Here is a 16,532-nt window from a genome sequence, read left to right on the forward strand (position 1 = left end):
CGCCCAGTGCCCACTCCCCGCCTCCTGCCCACCCTGCTCCTGCTAGTAGCAACCAGCACCGCACTGGCGCAGGGCAGCAAGCCGCCCAAAAAGCCGGTTCCGCCCCCACCCGTAGTCGCCGACAAAGAAGGCAAGCTCATCTACGCCCCCGACTCGCTGGGCAACCGGATTCCGGACTTCTCCTACTGTGGCTACCGCGCCGGCGAGCAGGCCATTCCGCTGGTAGCGGTTAAGGTGCTTGTACCGGCCCAGGCCGGCGACGCCACGGCCCGCATTCAGGCCGCACTAGATTATGTGGCCAAGCTGCCGCTGGGCAAAGACGGATTCCGGGGGGCAGTGCTGCTGGGCAACGGCCGGCACGAGGTAGCCGGCCGCCTGCTCATCCGCGCTTCGGGCGTGGTGTTGCGCGGCAGCGGCATGGGCGACGACGGCACGACTATTATCGGCACCGGCTACAGCCGGGAAAATCTGCTAACCCTGGCCGGCCGCAACGACCGGCAGCTGGCAGCCGCCCAGCCCGTTACCGACAGCTACGTACCGGTTAATGCCCGCGTGCTGCATGTTGCTACGCCGGGCGCCTTCAAAGTCGGGGACCGGGTGCGGGTGCAGCGCCCCAGCACGGCCGCCTGGATTCAGACGCTGGGCACCCAAAGCTTCGGCGGCGGCGAGTCGGCGCTGGGCTGGAAACCCGGCCAGCGTGACCTGTTCTGGGACCGGCAGGTGGTGGCCGTCGATGCCAACGATATTACGCTGGACGCTCCTATTACTACCGCATTAGACCAGAAGTACGGCGGCGGCACCGTGGCGCGCACCACCTGGCCGGGCCTGATTTCGCAGGTCGGCGTGGAGAACCTGCGACTAGAAGCGTCGGTGGCGGCAGGCAACCCCAAGGACGAGGACCACCGTTGGATGGCCGTGGTGCTGGACAACGTGCAGGACGCCTGGGTGCGGCAGGTTGCATTTCGGCACTTTGCCGGCTCGGCGGTATTGGCCCACGAAACCACCCGCCGCCTTACCGTGGAAGACTGCATTTCGACCGAGCCCGTATCGGAAATCGGTGGGGAGCGGCGCAATACCTTTATGACCAAGGGCCAGCAGGGTTTGTTTCAGCGGCTCTATGCCGAGTCGGGCTACCACGATTTTGCCGTGGGCTACTGCGCCGCCGGCCCCAACGCCTTCGTGCAGTGCGAGGCCGAAGATGCCTACAGCTTCAGCGGCGCCATCGACAGCTGGGCTTCGGGCACTTTGTTCGACATTGTGAAAGAGTACGGCCAGGCCCTGCGCTTCGGCAACCGGGAGCAGGACGGGCAGGGCGCCGGCTGGGCCGCGGCCAACAGCGTGTTCTGGCAGTGCACCGCCGCCCGCGTGGACTGCTACCAGCCGCCCACGGCTCAAAACTGGGCTTTTGGCACTTGGGCGCAGTTTGCCGGCAATGGGCACTGGGACCAATCCAACGAGCACATCAAACCCCGCAGCCTCTACTACGCCCAACTCCAGGACCGCCTCGGGGCCGGCGTAGCCAGCCGCGCCGGGCTGCTGCCCATTTCCACTGAAGCCTCCAGCAGCCCACCCGTGGCGGTGGCCCAGGAGCTGACGAAGCTCTCGGTGCAGCCCGCGCCTACCCTACTGGCCTTTATCCAGGCCGCTGCGAGTCGCCAGCCGATTGCCACCCAAACCACCGCGCCGAGTATTGATAAGCTGAAAGTGAAGCCGGCCCCGAAACCTGCTTACGCCGCGCCGCTCCAGGTTTCGCGCGGCGTGCTGGTGCGCGGCAACTCCCTCGTAACGGGCCGCCGCCAGGACGTGCCCTGGTGGAATGGCAGCGCCCGGCCCCACGGCCTGCGCAGCCCCAAAGCCCACATTACGCGCTTCGTGCCCGGGATGAGCGGCCCGGGCCTTACGGATGATTTGCCGGAAATGACCGATTCGCTACGCCTCGACAACGTGGTGGCGCTCAGCCATAACTACGGTCTGTGGTACGACCGGCGCCGCGACGACCACGAGCGGATCAAGCGCATGGATGGGGAGGTATGGGCCCCGTTCTACGAGCTTCCCTTCGCCCGCAGCGGGCAGGGCACCGCCTGGGACGGCCTCAGCCGCTACGACCTGACCAAGTACAACAAGTGGTACTGGAGCCGCCTGGCCGAGTTTGCCGACTTGGCCGACCAGAAAAGCCTCGTACTGCTCAATCAGCACTATTTTCAGCACAACATCATCGAGGCCGGGGCGCACTACGCCGACTTCCCCTGGCGCCCGGTCAACAACATCAACGGCACCGGCTTCCCCGAGCCCGCACCCTACGCCGGCGACAAACGGATTTTCATGGCCGAGCAGTTTTATGACGTGACGGATGCCACGCGCCGGCCGCTGCACCGGGCCTACATCCGGCAGTGCCTCAATAACTTCGTGGGCAAAACCGGCGTCATTCACCTCATCGGGGCCGAATACACCGGACCGCTGAGCTTCGTGCAGTTCTGGCTCGACACCATCAAGGAGTGGGAAACGGAAACCGGGCAACCAGCCACCATTGCCCTGAGCACCACCAAAGATGTGCAGGACGCCATCCTGGCCGACCCCGCCCGCGCCGCCGTGGTCGACGTTATTGACATCAACTACTGGCACTACCAGGCCGACGGTAGCGCCTACGCCCCACTGGGCGGCCAGAATCTGGCCCCGCGCCAGCATGCACGCCTGCTCAAGCCCAAGCGCAGCTCCTTCGAGCAGGTGTACCGGGCCGTGCGCGAATACCGCCAGCAGTTTCCCGGCAAAGCCGTGCTCTACTCGGCCGACGGCTCCGACGCCTTCGGTTGGGCTGTTCTGCTAGCCGGCGGCTCGTTGGCTAGCGTGCCCCGCGTGGCCGATGCCCGCTTTGCCGCCGCCGTGGCCGGTATGATACCGCTCGATTTGCCCGGCAAGCCCGCCAGCCAGTGGGCCCTGAGTGACGGCAAAGCTGGTCTGCTGGTGTACCGCGAAGGCCCCGCCCCACTCCAGCTCGACTTATCGGCCTTGAAAGGCACGTTTGCCGTGCGGCGCATTAACCCCAAAACCGGCCAGGTCACCGACGCGAAAGAAACCGTGAAAGCCGGGCAGTTGGTAACCCTGCCGGCCGGCGCGGTCGGGGCCGAAGTAATTTGGCTGCTGAAGAAATAACGATGAAAACCGGACTATTTGCCCTGCTGCTGACGCTGAGCGGTGCTTTTTCGGCGCAAGCCACAGTCATGCTGCCCCGCGTGCTGGGCCACAACATGGTGTTGCAACGCAGCCAGCCCGTGCCCATCTGGGGTACGGCCGCGCCGGGCGAAGCCGTGGTGGTGCAGTTTGCCGGCCAGCAGTTACGCACCGCCGCCGATGCCGCCGGGCACTGGCGCGTAACGCTGCAGCCGCTGCGCGCCTCAGCTACTGGGGCTGAGCTGGTGGTTGCCGGCTCGAGTACCATCCGACTGCGCAACGTGCTGGTGGGTGAGGTGTGGCTGTGCTCGGGCCAGTCGAACATGGAGTACACGATGCGCAAGAACAGCAAAGTCACGATTCCCGCCACTGAGGACGCCGGACCGCTGACGGAGCTGGCGCGCGCCCACAACCCGGCGCTGCGCATTTTCCTGGTAAACCGCAAGGAGCTGGTGAAGCCCGACTCGCTGCACCGGGGCTGGAGTGTGGCCCAGGATTCGGCGCTTCGCTCGTTTTCGGCCCCGGCTTATTTCTTTGCTAAAGAGCTCTATGAGCACCTGAAAGTGCCGGTGGGCGTTATTTCCTCGGCTATTCCCGGCAGCCGCATCGAGCCCTGGATTGCGGAGGAAGCCTTCCGCCAGGATTCGTATTATGCCAACCAGAAAGTAGACGGCGACCCGGGCAAGTTCTACGAGCCGATGATCCGGCCGCTGGCGCCATTTGCGGTGCGCGGCTTCCTATGGTACCAGGGCGAGTCGAACTGCTTTCTGGGCGAAACCACCACCTACACTCACAAGCTCCAAACGCTAATTCAGAACTGGCGCGCGACTTGGCAAAACGAGGAGCTGCCGTTCTACTTCGTGCAGCTGGCCCCGTTCAAATATTCCGAGTCGAAAGACCCCAAAGTGCCGCTGACGCCCGAAACGCTGCCCCAGTTTCGGGAAGCCCAGGCGGCCGTGCTGCAGGTGTCCCACACAGGACTGATTGTGACTACCGACCTCGTTACCAAGCTCGACGATATTCACCCACCCTACAAGTGGAAAATCGGGCAGCGGCTGGCCTGGCTGGCCCTTTCCGACACCTACCGGCACCGGAACGTAGCCGGCCAGGGACCGGTATTTCGCAGTCTGGCGGTGAAGAAGAATAAAGCCGTAGTTTCCTTCCAGCCTTTCAAAAGCCGCTTGGTCAGCAAAGATGGAAAGCCGCTCACCGACTTCGAAATTGCCGGGCCTGACGGCGTGTTCGTGCCCGCGCAGGCCCGCATCCGAGGCCGGCGCGTGGTGGTGGCAGCGGCCGGTGTGCCACAGCCGGTGGCGGTGCGCTTTGGCTGGCACGAAGCGGCTACGCCCAATTTATTCTCAGCCGCCGGTCTGCCCGCCCGTCCGTTTCGCACAGCTGTGCCGGCGGTAGTAAGTAGTCACTAACCTGATATATAGATGAGCCACTTGCTGTTTTCCCGTCGGCAGTTTCTTCAGGCCGGCTCGGTGCTGGCGGCCGGCTTGCTGCTGCCTGATCTAGCCGCTGCCTGGCCCGGCAAAAAGCTGACCTACAAGATTGCCGTCGTGGATCTGATGATTCTGAAGCGGCAAAAGCTGGGCGCGCTGCCGCTGACCAAGGAAATCGGGGCCGATGGGGTGGAAGTGGACATGGGCGGCCTGGGCCTGCGCGACACCTTCGACAACCAGCTGGCCAATCCCGAAATCCGCCAGCAGTTTCTGGCCAAGGCCCGAGAGCTGAACCTGGAAATCTGCTCGTTGGCCATGACGGGCTTCTACGCCCAGTCGTTTGCAACCCGCCCCACCTACCAGCGCATGGTGCAGGATTGCCTCGACACGATGAAGCTCATGAACGTGAAAGTGGCCTTTCTGCCGCTCGGTACCCAAGGCGACCTGGCCCAGAATCCGGAGCTGCGCCCCGCCATTGTGGAACGGCTAAAAGTAGTGGGGCGCCTAGCCGAAAAGGCCGGCGTGGTGGTGGGCATTGAAACGGCCCTCGACGCGGCCGGCGAAGTAGAGCTGCTGCGCGAAATCGGCTCGAAGCACATCCAGATCTACTTTAACTTCTCCAACCCCCTCAAGGCCGGGCGCGACCTGCACGCCGAGCTCAGAACCCTGGGCCGCAAGCGCATCTGCCAGATGCACTGTACCGACGAAGACGGCGTGTGGCTGCAGAATAACACCCGCCTGGATATGCGCAAAGTGAAGCAGACCCTGGCCGACATGAACTGGGAAGGCTGGCTGGTGATTGAACGGTCCCGCGACGCCAACGACGCCCGCAACGTGCGGAAGAATTTCGGGGCCAATGCTGCCTACCTAAAGTCCATTTTTCAGGCCGGCTAAAAGTGGGCCGGCAGCTGGCGCAGATTACGCTTGCGGCGGCCGAACACCGGCGCAGAAGTGCTTTACTGCGGAGCTTACCCAACGGCGGCTGTACTGCTCAAAACGCCCTTTCGGCGCAACTGGCCCATACTTTGGCTAAAGCGCTGAAACGCACATGCTAATATTGTATAATAAGTTGGCTAAAAGCTGGAGATACGCCCTGTAGAGACTATGTAAATTGCTTCACCTTTAAGCAGTTACAAACTCACCCATGCAGCCCTCCTTCCGCCGATTTTTGTTAGCCGGGTTTTTAGCCACCGCCCCCTGCGGCTGGGCGCTGGCCCAAACGGCGACGACAGCAGCCCAACCCGCCGAAACCAAGGAAGCAGCCTACACCCGCGCCATCACCGAGCGGGCGGCCAAAATCGTGGAGAAGCTCGGTATTCCGGAGCCCACCAAAGCCGGGCAGGTCCGCGACATTATTGCCGACCAGTACCGGGCGCTGAACGAAATTCACGAGCAGCAGAAAACCCAACTAAGCGCCCTCAAGGCCCAGCCCAAAACCGAGGCCACCGCCGCCGAAATGAAGCTGGTGGAAGACAAAACCACCGCCGCGCTGGCCAAGCTGCACATCAAGTACCTGCGCAAGCTCAACCAAAAGCTCACGCCGGCCCAGGTAGACCAGGTGAAGGACGGCATGACCTACAGCGTGCTGCCCAACACGATGCGCGCCTACCGGGAAATGCTGCCCAGCCTGACCGATGCCCAGTACGCCCAGATGCTGGCCTGGCTGACCGAAGCCCGCGAAAAAGCCATGGATGCCGGCACCTCGGAGCAGAAACATGCCTGGTTTGGCAAGTACAAAGGCAAAATCAACAACTACCTCTCGGCCGCCGGCATCGACATGAACCAGGCCGGCAAAGACTGGCAGGCCCGCATAGCGCGCGAAAAAGCCGACGCGCAGAAGTAGCCTAGGCCAGGCACATTTCCCGGTAATTCCCTGAGCACGCGTTTTCCCACCAACCCATTGCTATGACCCGTCGTCTACTCCTACCCACCTGTTCACCCGGCCTGCGCCACGGCTCGGCCTACACGCTGCTGCTGAGCGCCTTGCTCAGCGCCGGCCCCGCCTGCGCGGCCCCGGCCGCCGCTGCCCCGCCTGCCGCCCGGGCCACCGCGCCCTTCTTCATGAACGTGACCGGCACGGTGCGCGACACGAAGGGCGAAGGAATTCCGGGCGTGAGCGTGGTACTGAAAGGCACTACCACCGGCACCACCACCGATGCCAAGGGTGTGTTTCGCATCAACCTGCCCACCGGCAACGAGGTCCTCGTGCTCAGCTCTATCGGCTTCAAGAAGGTGGAAATAACCGTGGGCGGGCGCAGCAACGTGGACGTGACGCTGGAAGACGAAACCTCGGCCCTGAGCGAGGTAGTGGTAGTAGGCTACGGCACGCAGTCGAAGGTAAGCCTGACGGGCGCGGTGGCCAGCGTGGATATGAAAGCCATTGAGGAGCTGCCCGTGGGCAGCCTTTCCACGGCGCTGGTGGGCCAGAACCCCGGCGTGAGCGTGAGCGGCGGCACGGGCCGCCCCGGCGACAAAGGCCAGATTACGGTGCGCAACCCGATTATTCTGACCAAGGACGGCGGTACCACCCGCCCGCTCTACGTTATCGACAACGTGGTACGGACCGAGGAAGACTTCAACCTGCTCGATCAGTCGGAGGTAGAAGCCATTTCGGTGCTCAAGGACGCGGCGGCCGCCATTTACGGGGCCCGTTCCAACCAGGGCGTGGTGGTAGTAGCTACCAAGCGCGGCAAAGCCGGTCCGCCCAAATTCTCCTACAGCGGCTCGGTGGGCCAGGCCGACGCGGTGCGGCTGCCCACCATGATGAATGGCGTAGAGCAGGCCTCCTACCTCAACGACTACAACTTCTACCGGGGCCGGGCCGCTACCGACGCGTCTATCTACACGCCCGACGAGCTGGAGTATTTCGGGCGGAACAACTTCGACTGGCTGCGCGAGGCCTGGAAGCCGGCCACCGTGACGCGCCACGCTCTGAACGTGAGCGGCGGCACCGACCGGGCCACGTTCTTCGCCGGCATGTCGTACAACTACCAGAACGCCAACCTCGACAACATCAACGCCAACAAGTGGACGTTCCGGGCTAGCACCGACGTGAACGTGGCCAAGGGCCTGAAGGCGGGCCTCTCGCTCAGCGGCGACTTGTACCAGAAGCGGATGTACTACCTGAAGGTGGGCGGCGAAAACGCCGAAAACGACGTCCGCTCGCTGATGACGACGCCCATGTTCAACCAGCCCTACGTGAATGGGCTGCCGGTGCAGCTGGGCGCCAACCTGGACTTCAGCTCGTTCCACTTTTTCGAGATTCAGAAGTCCGACAACTATAGCTCTCAGCGCAACACCGGCCTGAACGTAACGGCCAACATCGACTACGAGCTGCCGTTCATCAAGGGCCTGAAAGCCCGCATGCTGTATAGCCGCACGATGGACAACAACTTCGGCAAGCAGTACGGCACCCGCATTCCGGTGTACCAGTTTGCCATGCTGGGCGAGCATAAGCACATCTACGGCGGCGCCGTTACCAAGCAGAACTTCATCAACAACGGCGACATCGTGCGCCTGGTGCCCAGCTACACCAGCAGCTACCAGCTGAACGGCTACCTGAACTACGACCGGCAGTTTGGCCGCCACCAGGTGTCGGCGCTGGCCTTCTTCGAGCAGTCGGAAACGTTCTTCGACGAGGCCGAAACCTACAAAACCAGTCCCATTCCCGGCGCCATCGACAACGTGCGCTTCGCCACGGGCAGCACCTATTCCTACGAAAGCCAGTCCGAATCGGGCATTCTGTCCTACGCCGGCCGCCTCAACTACAACTTCGCCAGCAAGTACTTTCTGGAGCTGGCCGTGCGCTACGACGGTTCCACCAACTTCGCCCCGGAGTACCGTTGGGGTCTGTTTCCCTCGCTGTCGGCCGGCTGGATTCTGTCGGAGGAGAAATTCTTTCCCGTCACGCCCCAGATCAGCTTCCTGAAGCTGCGCGGCTCGGTGGGTATGCTGGGCGGCGACGCCACCCGGGCCTACAACTGGCAGGAAAACTACAAGATTGAAACCGGCAAGGGCGCCGTATTCGGCGGCAACTCCGACCGTACCCTGACGGCCACGCCCAACAACGCGCTGGCCAACCGCGCCGCCCGCTGGGACGACAACACCAAGTACAACGTGGGCATCGATGCCCGCTTCCTGAAAGATCACCTCACGTTTACGGCTGATGGTTTCTACGACCACCGCTACAACATGCTCACGGCCCTCACGGCCTCGGCCCCGCTGCTGATTGGGGCGGCGCTGCCGTCGGAGAACTTCTCGACCGTGGACGGCTTCGGCTACGAAGTGTCGTTGGGCTACAACGGCAACATCACCAAGGACTGGTCGTTCCGCCTGAACTCGTTTTTCTCCTGGAATGATAACAAGCAGATCAAGGTGGACGTGGAGCCCGGCAAAATCGGCCAGTGGGACGACCCCACGGGCCACTCCACCGACCGGGGCGTGGTGGGCTACAAGTACCAAGGCATGTTCCGGACTCAGGACGATGTGGCCAAGTACCTGGAAACCTACCCTAACTACACCCTGTTTGGCGACGCGCCCAAGCCCGGCATGCTCTACTACCAAGACATTCGCGGCCCCAAGGACGCTTCCGGCCAGTACACCGCCCCTGATGGCAAAATCACCGAGGACGACCAGACCTACCTGACCAAGAAGGAAAGCAACCACTACGGCCTGGGCCTCAACCCGAGCATGACCTACAAGGGACTGAGCCTGCAGATGACAATGGGCATCTCGTTTGGCGGCCAGGCCACGGTGGAAAGCGCCGCTCGCAAAGCCGCTACCGCTACCTCCAACCGGCCCGAGTTCTGGACCGACCACTGGACCCCGGACAACCCGAACGCTGCTTACCCCGCGCCCTTCACTAGCAACAGCTACGACCGCACCTCGGAGTTCTGGTTTAGAAGCTCTACCTCGGTGGGTATCCGCAACGCGACTATTTCCTACAGCCTGCCCACCACACTCACCGGCCGCGCCGGTATCAGCAGCGTGAAAGTGTACCTGGTGGCCGTAAACGCCGTCAACTTTTACAATCCCTTCAGCTACAAAGTGTACAGCGGGGCCTTTGATTCCTACCCCACCCTGCGCTCGTTGTCGCTGGGTCTGAACGTTGGCTTCTAATCGTTGGATGACATGAAATTCCCTCGCATCACCACCCTCCTCGCCTGCTGCGCCTGGCTCATGCTCACGGGCTGCAAAGACACGCTGGACAAAATGGACCTGAGCGCCGCTAGCGAAGATTTGATCTTCCAGGATGAGTCGCTGGCCAACCTGAACCTGAGCTACATCTACGACCAGAACCTGCCCACCTGGTTCGGCATTTCCGGCACGGGTTTCGGGGCTACCAACCCCAGCATTCTGTCCGACGAAGTGTATGGCGAAAGTATCTTCCTGGAAGGTACCGTGCAGCAAAACAGCGTAGTCGACTTCGGCACCACCCTCGATGCCAAGAACAACTACGGCAAAATTCGCACGATTAACACCTTCCTGAAGGCCGTCAACAACTCGCCCCTGCCCAAGGAAGCCAAAGACCGGCTTCGGTCGCAGGCGCTGTTTTTCCGGGCCTGGCGCTACTTCGACTTCGTGCGCCTCTACGGCGGCGTACCGCTGGTGCTCGACCCGCTGCAGGCAGTAGGGGTAGAAGCCAAAGCCGCCGCCTACCTGCCGCGCAATAGTACCACAGCTACCTTCAACCAGATTGTGGCCGACCTGGACACGGCCATTGCCTACCTGCCCGGCAAGTGGGCCAGCCCTTCTACCGACTGGGGCCGCATCCATAAAGGAGCCGCCGCCGCCTTCAAGGCCCGGGTGCTGCTCTACGCGGCCAGCCCCCAGTATACCGCCGACGACGCGGCCAAGTGGCAGGCTGCTTTTGCCGCCAGCCAGCAGGCCAAAGCTATTCTCACGGCCAACAGCTTTGGCCTGCACGCCTCCTTCGACCAGCTCTGGTTTGAGGAAGCCAGCAACAAGGAAGCGGTATTGGTAACGGGCTTCAACACGGCCGCCGCCGACCCGCTCAAGAAGAATAGCAGCTACGACAACGGCTCCCGGCCGGCCTACACCGGTACCGGCGGCGGCGCCAACCAGCCTACCTGGGAGCTGGCCAAAGCCTTCCCGATGCTGGACGGCAAGAAGCCCGGCGAATCGACGAAATACGCCTATTCCGATAAGCTGTTCTACAAAAACCGGGACCCGCGCTTCGGCAAAACCATTGCCTACAACGGCGCCCTGTGGCCTCTGAACGGCAACGCGAACTACCGGCTCTGGACCTACTACAAAGGCAGCACCACCACCGAGCCCACCAACAGCCCCAGCCGCACCGGGTTCTACGCCCGCAAGGCCGTGGATGTGCGCCTGGCCGCCAGCCAGGCCCAGTACGCCGGCACCGACTGGATTGAAATTCGCTATGCCGAAGTGCTGTTGAACCTGGCCGAAAGCGCCTGCGGCGTGGGCAACCTCACCGAGGCCTACACCCAGCTCAAGGCCCTGCGGCAGCGGGCCGGCATCGAAGCCGGTGATGGCAACTACGGCCTGCAGGCCGGCATGAGCCGCAGCCAGATGTTCGACGCCATTCTCTACGAGCGGCAGATTGAGCTGGCCCTGGAAGGCAAGCGGTTCTGGGATTTGCGGCGCTGGAAAAAGCTGGAAAGTGTCCTCAACACTACGGTAAAGCGCCGGACCGGCATTACGCTCACGCTGACGGCCAACGCCCCCGCCGATTTTGCCACCACCCGCGAAAGTATGGACATCGACCAGGCGTATAACTACTTCACGTTTGCCACCAAAGTGCTCGACACGCGCTACGCCCTGAACTGGAAGCCCGAGTACTACTTCTTCGCCCTGCCCCAGCAGGCCATCGACAACAACCCGACCCTGCTGCAAACCAAAGGCTGGGGCGGCAATTTCGACCCGCTGCAATAGCGCAACAGCATACCAATAACTACCCATTTTCGCGGCTGCCCCACACACCAGTCGTTGCAAATCAGGAAGCCGGCCGCGGCGTGGGAACTGCGGCCGGTTCCGCAAGGCCTACTGGAGAGGGGCCGATTTGTAGCGGCTGGTACCCGGCTGCCACCATTAAGCGGGTATCATTTTCGAGGCGTTGCCGGCAGTCAGATTTCTGGCTGCCGGCAACGCCTCGGCCGTTGTAAGAATACCTGGGGCCCGTGGCGAAGAATGGGTATTTTGCCGCCGCTATGAACCGCTTCGACCGAATTACCGCCATTCTGATTCAGCTGCAGGCCCGGCGCGTGGTGAAAGGCCCCGAGTTGGCCCAGCGTTACGCGGTAAGCCTGCGCACCATCTACCGCGACCTGCGCACCCTTGAAGAAGCCGGCGTGCCGCTCTGCGGCGAGGCGGGCGTGGGCTATTCCCTGGCCGAAGGCTACCGGTTGCCGCCGGTCATGTTTTCGCGGGAGGAAGCCACGGCCCTGCTTACGGCCGAAAAGCTGGCCAGCCAGCTCACCGACGCCCACACGGCCCACATCAGTGGGGCGGCTATGGACAAGCTGCGCGCCGTGCTGCGCCGCACCGACCGTGACTACCTGGAAGAACTGAGTCCGCGCATCACCATCCTGAATACCGGCCGCCACCACACCACGCCGCACCCGCCGGCTGCCAACCTGCACCAGCGCCTGCTCACGGCCATTGCCGAAACTCGCGTAGTAAGCATCGACTACCGGGCCGGCTACCAGGGTACGCCCACCCAGCGCGAGCTGGAGCCCATCGGGGTGTATTTCGGCTTCTACTGGCACGTGGTGGGCTTCTGCCGTCTGCGCCAGGAGTTCCGCGACTTCCGCCTCGACCGAATCGTGGACCTGCACCTGCGCGACGAGCAGTTTGCGCCCCGCCCCGACACGCTGCAGTCGTACTGGGCGCAGCAGGACCGGCGGCGGCCTACGCTGCCGGCCGTGGTGCGCTTTGTCCCGGCGGCCCTGTCGCGCGTGCACGAAACCAAGTACCACTTTGGCGCGGCCCGGGAGCTGACGACTACCACTGGTGAAGTGGAAATCACCTTTCTACCCGCCTGCTTCAACTCTCTGGCCCGTTGGCTGCTGCTGTTTGCCGGACAGGCTACCGTTGTGTCGCCGCCCGAGCTGCGACAGCAGCTGCGGGAGCTGGCCCGGGAGGCTTACGTGTGCTTCGGCGCAGCCGACTAAGCTGGCGGGAACCTGGATAAACTTTCTGAAAAATACTGCGCCCCTGCTGACATAGGGCTGTCAGTGGGCGGCGCTAGGTTTGAGACATCATTCATCCCAAACCTATTTCCTGTATGTTGACGGCCACTCTTGCCCCCATTGCCCAAACCCTGCTGCCCGAACTTGACCACGAATTGCTGCTGACCCGCCGCATGCTGGCGCGCCTGCCCGAAGAGCAGTTTGGCTGGCAGCCTCACCCCAAATCGATGACGCTGGGCCACTTGGCCAGCCATGTGGCCGACCTGCTCGGCGGCATCGACACCACGCTCAAAACCACCGAGCTGGACCTGGCTACCTACGACAACCCTACTCCCGATGCCAGCAGCCGGGCCGAGTTGCTGGAGCGCCTGACGGACAATGGCGTGGCGGCCAGCACGGCACTAAGCAACGCAGCGGCCGAAGACTTCGACGTACTCTGGACGCTGCGCTACGGCGAGCAGGTGATTCTGAGCCAGTCGCGGGCCGACATCATGCGCCACCTCATCAGCCACATGATTCACCACCGGGGCCAGCTCAGCGTGTACCTGCGCCTTCTCGACGTGCCCGTGCCCTACATCTACGGTCCTTCGGCCGATGAGGCGACGGAAAACTAAGGCGGACGTTTTTTCCGTTTCTGGTACATACCAAACCGCCCGGCTATGCTATAGTCGGGCGGTTCTGTGCGGGGGTGAATTGAGAGTTATGCTCCGCCGCCGTGCGTGATGGGCAGGGCGAGGCGCTCCACGGTTTCGCCTTCGAAGTCGAATTCGATAAGCACGGCGGGTTCGTCGCCTACCACCCAGCCGTCGTGGCCCGGCTCGATGGCTACGGCCTGCGGGGCCACAAACGCATCGGTGGTACCATCGGCATACTGAATCGTAATCTGGCCCTGAGCCAGGAAGCCCACGTGTGCGTGCATGCACAGCGGCGTGCCCACCACCGCCTTCAGATCTTTGGACCAGCGGAAGCCCACCGGATAAATGATGCGCTTTACCCGCGCGGCCCCGGTCCGCACTACATCAACCATTAACCCGCCTATTTCGCGGTGCTCGGTGTTTTTCATGGGCTGCAACAATACGTTGGCTTGGTTCATGGCGTAGCGGGTTGGGGTAAACGAATGAGAGTGAAACGGGCCGACGAAGCCTTGGCTAAATATAGAAGTTTGGCGCATACTGGCTCGGCTGACCGACAGTGAGCGGCACCGCTAAAAGCGCCACAGGCTCCCGCAGAAGCGGGAGCCTGTGGGATATTGCTACCCTTGTGGGCCGCAGGGCATATACCTCGGCCTACTGGGCCTGCCGGGCCGCCCGCAGCCAGGCCTGGGCCTCATCGGCATTACCAAAGGTTTTCATCTGAAAATAGGTACCGATGCTGGTGTGCATGGTCTGCGCCGACAACGCGGCCAAAGACTCGGGGCTGACGACGTGGGCAAAATGGGTGAGGCCGCCGGCAATGGCGCGGGGCGTCCAGGCAGTGGCAATCCACTCCACGGCATGGTCCCAGGGGCCTACCACCAGCGTATTATCGTTCAGTAGGTACGGGCAGCCGGCCTGTTGCAGCACTTCCAGGCAGGCATTGGCGCCGGTTACGATGCCAGCATGGGTCTGGTAGCCAATCCAGTTGTTGTAGACCAAGTGCTTTTCCGCGTTGTATTCTATGGTTAGATAGACCTTACCGAAAGCATTGCTGATTTCTTTTTTCATTGCCCGCAAGATACCATTCTGCTGAGCTATTCGGCTACGCCGACAGCACTATATGTTGGCTTGCTGATGCCTCAACCCCACCCCACAACGTTGGAAATTGAGCTTAACCGGAGCAGTGCTGTACTACGCCGCGGGCCCGGCCCTTGCCTGCATGCAACTGGCTGACTACTATTCACCACTTACAAAAAAGCCCCGCTCCGGTACCGGAGCGGGGCTTTTTTGTAAGTGGTGAATAAGCAGGCGTTATTTCTTAACGACTGGCACTACGCTTACCACGGCATTGGCGGGCAGTGGTATTTCGCGGGAGGTTTGGAATTCGGGGGCCTTGTCGGCCTGCTCTTCCACTTTGCGCTGCACGATGCGCAGCAAACGGCCGCCCACGTTCATTACGGCTAGGTCGTAGCTGGTGCCCGAGCCGGCATCGTAGCTGCGGAAACCCATGAGCATGTCACTGGGGAAGCCGGCCAGCTTGGCTTTTTCCTTGTCCACTACATCCGGCTTGCCACCGAACTGCCCCAGGTCGATGTCCTGGTCCTTGGCACCTTTGAGCAGCAGATGGGTGCTGGTTTTGCGGTCTTCGGCGGGCTTGAAGCGGAAGCCCACGCTCACGTTGGCGGTGGTGCTGGCGGCTGGTGCAGCGGCCGCCGGAGCAGCGGCCGCTACCGTGGTATCAGCGGCGGCAGGGGCAGCAACGGCAGTATCGGCAGCGGCGGGGGCATCTGTAGTAGTGGTGCCGGGCTGCTCGGTGGCGGGCGGCGTTTGGTTGCAGCCGCTCACGAGTAGTACGGCGGCGAGCAGGGTCAGCGGAACGAGTTTCATCGAATGTGAGGCAATAAACGGGGAACAGAAAATCGGTTTGGAAGGATAAGAATACGCATTATTGCCGGGCAATGCACTGCGCTGGGCCGGCCAAACTTGTATTTTTCTTTGCTCACCGGTTATTTCGGCAGCAACGCAGCTACCTCTTTCACCCGCCGAAACCGCAGCATATTGCCCCTGGCCGTATAGCTCAGCGTCAGCACGGTGGGCGAAACATCGACGACGCTATAGCACAGCGGCTCGTTGCACCGCATATCCACCACGCTCAGGTACTCCCCTTTAGGCACCGTGTGGGCCGGCAGCGTGGCACAGGTAGCGGCGCAGGTATCCGTTACCTGCACCTGCAGCAGATCATCGTCGGCGCTGGTGCCGCTGGTCGCGTAGCGCATCGTCAGGCTATTGCCTTTCACAATCCAGAATTCCCGCTTATCGTCCACTGACTGCCACTTGCCCTGCAGCTGGGCCAGCGAAATGCGCAGATCGGGCAGCAGCGGCGTGGCTCTGTTTACGACGGGCTTAGAGGATAGACGGGCGTGTTTGGCGCCTTTTTTCTGGGCCAAAGTGGGCAAACTCAATAGGCAGAGCAAAGCCAATAACAGGGAATACGAGTACTTTATCAAAGCCAAAATCGGGGTTAAAACGGTCAACATTAAGACATAAAGCGAAGCCTTGCGCTACGAAATACTTCCGGGGCAGCGTTTTTCCGGGGCAGCGTTTTACAACGGGTGAGCGTCGTTGTTGGAGCTGGCTCCGGGGTCGGTCAGATCCTCGTTGCTGGTGGGCTGGCCGTCGTCGGGCGTGGTGTCGGTGGCTACGTCTTCCCGGTCGGCGGGCTCGGGCGCGGCCGGGGTAGCAGCAACTGCCGGGGAAGCCGGGGCCACCGGCGCGGGGTCGGGGCCGGGGTCGGTGGGGCCGGGCTGGGGCTCGGGCTTGTCTTTGGGGCCGGGAATGGTACGCGGGTCGGATGTGGGGGCGGCGGTTTTCATAGCTATGATACGGGAAGCAAGGGTGAAAGACGGCGGCGCAGTCGTGGCTGAGCTATCAACGTAAGTGCCGGCGCTTAGTTGAGCTTGCCGGTGATGGCTGTTTTCGGCTGCAGCTTGGCTTCCTTGCCGGCTCACGTTATACTTGCTGCGGTAGCTAAGTGCCGGGCTTTTGCGTATCTCCCGGTACTTCCGCCCCAAACCCAAGCCGCAGGCCTGTGCCGCGCACCCGGAATCAGT

General features: G+C 62.4%; 13 protein-coding genes. 8 read left to right on the forward strand and 5 right to left on the reverse strand.

Going from position 1 to position 16,532, the window contains the following annotated elements; genetic code table 11:
- The first annotated feature begins 6 nt into the window (after positions 1 to 6).
- The 8 genes from LGH74_RS12910 (at position 7) to LGH74_RS12945 (ending at position 13,401) form a co-directional block, all read left to right on the forward strand.
- Positions 7 to 3,150 carry a DUF6298 domain-containing protein gene (locus tag LGH74_RS12910; protein WP_226176355.1) on the forward strand — a complete coding sequence of 1,048 codons (3,144 nt, stop codon included), beginning with the start codon at positions 7 to 9 and terminating at the stop codon, positions 3,148 to 3,150.
- Between the two features lie 2 nt (positions 3,151 to 3,152).
- A complete protein-coding gene (locus tag LGH74_RS12915) occupies positions 3,153 to 4,592 on the forward strand; it encodes a sialate O-acetylesterase (protein WP_226176356.1) in 1,440 nt (479 codons plus the stop codon).
- Between the two features lie 12 nt (positions 4,593 to 4,604).
- On the forward strand, positions 4,605 to 5,507 hold the full coding sequence (locus LGH74_RS12920) for a sugar phosphate isomerase/epimerase family protein (RefSeq protein ID WP_226176357.1): 903 nt from the start codon (positions 4,605 to 4,607) through the stop codon (positions 5,505 to 5,507).
- Positions 5,508 to 5,757: 250 nt separating this feature from the next.
- Positions 5,758 to 6,456: a DUF3826 domain-containing protein gene (locus LGH74_RS12925; RefSeq protein WP_226176358.1), complete on the forward strand. Its 699-nt coding sequence runs from the start codon at positions 5,758 to 5,760 to the stop codon at positions 6,454 to 6,456.
- Positions 6,457 to 6,518: 62 nt separating this feature from the next.
- Positions 6,519 to 9,731 carry a SusC/RagA family TonB-linked outer membrane protein gene (locus LGH74_RS12930; RefSeq protein WP_226176359.1) on the forward strand — a complete coding sequence of 1,071 codons (3,213 nt, stop codon included), beginning with the start codon at positions 6,519 to 6,521 and terminating at the stop codon, positions 9,729 to 9,731.
- A gap of 12 nt (positions 9,732 to 9,743) precedes the next feature.
- Complete coding sequence (locus tag LGH74_RS12935) at positions 9,744 to 11,531, forward strand: RagB/SusD family nutrient uptake outer membrane protein (RefSeq protein WP_226176360.1); 1,788 nt, start codon at positions 9,744 to 9,746, stop codon at positions 11,529 to 11,531.
- A gap of 275 nt (positions 11,532 to 11,806) precedes the next feature.
- Positions 11,807 to 12,769 carry a helix-turn-helix transcriptional regulator gene (locus LGH74_RS12940; RefSeq protein ID WP_226176361.1) on the forward strand — a complete coding sequence of 321 codons (963 nt, stop codon included), beginning with the start codon at positions 11,807 to 11,809 and terminating at the stop codon, positions 12,767 to 12,769.
- A 113-nt stretch (positions 12,770 to 12,882) separates the two neighbouring features.
- Positions 12,883 to 13,401: a DinB family protein gene (locus tag LGH74_RS12945; RefSeq protein ID WP_226176362.1), complete on the forward strand. Its 519-nt coding sequence runs from the start codon at positions 12,883 to 12,885 to the stop codon at positions 13,399 to 13,401.
- Between the two features lie 86 nt (positions 13,402 to 13,487).
- Here LGH74_RS12945 and LGH74_RS12950 read toward each other — a convergent pair whose 3' ends face one another.
- From LGH74_RS12950 to LGH74_RS12970, 5 genes are all read right to left on the reverse strand, one after another.
- Complete coding sequence (locus tag LGH74_RS12950; RefSeq protein WP_226176363.1) at positions 13,488 to 13,958, reverse strand: cupin domain-containing protein; 471 nt, start codon at positions 13,956 to 13,958, stop codon at positions 13,488 to 13,490.
- Positions 13,959 to 14,073: 115 nt separating this feature from the next.
- On the reverse strand, positions 14,074 to 14,490 hold the full coding sequence (locus LGH74_RS12955) for an STAS/SEC14 domain-containing protein (protein ID WP_226176365.1): 417 nt from the start codon (positions 14,488 to 14,490) through the stop codon (positions 14,074 to 14,076).
- 243 nt (positions 14,491 to 14,733) lie between these two features.
- On the reverse strand, positions 14,734 to 15,309 hold the full coding sequence (locus LGH74_RS12960; protein ID WP_226176367.1) for a hypothetical protein: 576 nt from the start codon (positions 15,307 to 15,309) through the stop codon (positions 14,734 to 14,736).
- A 119-nt stretch (positions 15,310 to 15,428) separates the two neighbouring features.
- Positions 15,429 to 15,878 carry a hypothetical protein gene (locus tag LGH74_RS12965; protein ID WP_226176368.1) on the reverse strand — a complete coding sequence of 150 codons (450 nt, stop codon included), beginning with the start codon at positions 15,876 to 15,878 and terminating at the stop codon, positions 15,429 to 15,431.
- Positions 15,879 to 16,025: 147 nt separating this feature from the next.
- Positions 16,026 to 16,295, reverse strand: a complete 270-nt coding sequence (locus LGH74_RS12970; RefSeq protein ID WP_226176369.1) for a hypothetical protein — start codon at positions 16,293 to 16,295, stop codon at positions 16,026 to 16,028.
- Positions 16,296 to 16,532 lie beyond the last annotated feature (237 nt).

Origin of the sequence: Hymenobacter lucidus, assembly GCF_020447265.1 — a bacterium.
GTDB classification, from domain to species: Bacteria; Bacteroidota; Bacteroidia; order Cytophagales; family Hymenobacteraceae; genus Hymenobacter; species Hymenobacter lucidus.

Coding starts and splice junctions, on each gene's coding strand:
- LGH74_RS12960 (WP_226176367.1), bottom strand. CDS start 15,309: ATGAAACTCGTTCCGCTGACCCTGCTCGCCGCCGTACTACTCGTGAGC.
- LGH74_RS12915 (WP_226176356.1), top strand. CDS start 3,153: ATGAAAACCGGACTATTTGCCCTGCTGCTGACGCTGAGCGGTGCTTTT.
- LGH74_RS12950 (WP_226176363.1), bottom strand. CDS start 13,958: ATGCGCCAAACTTCTATATTTAGCCAAGGCTTCGTCGGCCCGTTTCAC.
- LGH74_RS12920 (WP_226176357.1), top strand. CDS start 4,605: ATGAGCCACTTGCTGTTTTCCCGTCGGCAGTTTCTTCAGGCCGGCTCG.
- LGH74_RS12930 (WP_226176359.1), top strand. CDS start 6,519: ATGACCCGTCGTCTACTCCTACCCACCTGTTCACCCGGCCTGCGCCAC.
- LGH74_RS12955 (WP_226176365.1), bottom strand. CDS start 14,490: ATGAAAAAAGAAATCAGCAATGCTTTCGGTAAGGTCTATCTAACCATA.
- LGH74_RS12935 (WP_226176360.1), top strand. CDS start 9,744: ATGAAATTCCCTCGCATCACCACCCTCCTCGCCTGCTGCGCCTGGCTC.
- LGH74_RS12945 (WP_226176362.1), top strand. CDS start 12,883: ATGTTGACGGCCACTCTTGCCCCCATTGCCCAAACCCTGCTGCCCGAA.
- LGH74_RS12925 (WP_226176358.1), top strand. CDS start 5,758: ATGCAGCCCTCCTTCCGCCGATTTTTGTTAGCCGGGTTTTTAGCCACC.
- LGH74_RS12970 (WP_226176369.1), bottom strand. CDS start 16,295: ATGAAAACCGCCGCCCCCACATCCGACCCGCGTACCATTCCCGGCCCC.
- LGH74_RS12940 (WP_226176361.1), top strand. CDS start 11,807: ATGAACCGCTTCGACCGAATTACCGCCATTCTGATTCAGCTGCAGGCC.